We start from the raw sequence: 448 nt of genomic DNA, 5'->3' as shown, positions 1-448 counted from the left end.
CATCTGGGGCTGGACACGCTTGAGGTGGTCAATTTCCGTTCCATGCTGGGCGGTGGCAATGCAGGACCGGCCGAGGGCTCGATCCGCGTCCCCTTCCAAGCACTTGTCGGCATGCGTGAGGAAGGTTTGATCCGTCACCTTGGTCTCAGCAACGTGACCGCAGCACAGGTTGCGGAGGCGAGAGCGCTCGCGCCGATCGTCTGTGTGCAGAACCAGTACAATATCGCCCACCGCAGCGACGACGCGCTGATCGATGCGCTGTCAGAGGACAGCATCGCTTTCGTACCGTTTTTCCCGCTGGGGGGCTTCAACCCGTTGCAATCGTCCCGATTGAACGCGGGCGCCCGCGACCTCCGCGCGACGCCCCTGCAGGTGGCGCTCGCATGGCTGTTGCGGCGCTCGCCCAACATCCTGCTGATCCCCGGGACCTCGTCGACCGCGCACTTGC

The 448-nt window shown here is 64.5% G+C and carries 1 protein-coding gene; it reads left to right on the top strand.

Translation table 11 applies throughout. From position 1 onward, the window contains the following. Positions 1-448: aldo/keto reductase (locus AACY08_RS29745; protein WP_339472674.1), on the top strand; the 448-nt coding region annotated here is incomplete at both ends.

This window comes from Pseudomonas sp. EL_65y_Pfl1_R83 (assembly GCF_963970695.1).
GTDB lineage: Bacteria > Pseudomonadota > Gammaproteobacteria > Pseudomonadales > Pseudomonadaceae > Aquipseudomonas > Aquipseudomonas tritici.
The sequence above is the reverse complement of the archived record's forward strand: the minus strand, read 5'-3'. Positions and strand labels throughout refer to the sequence as shown.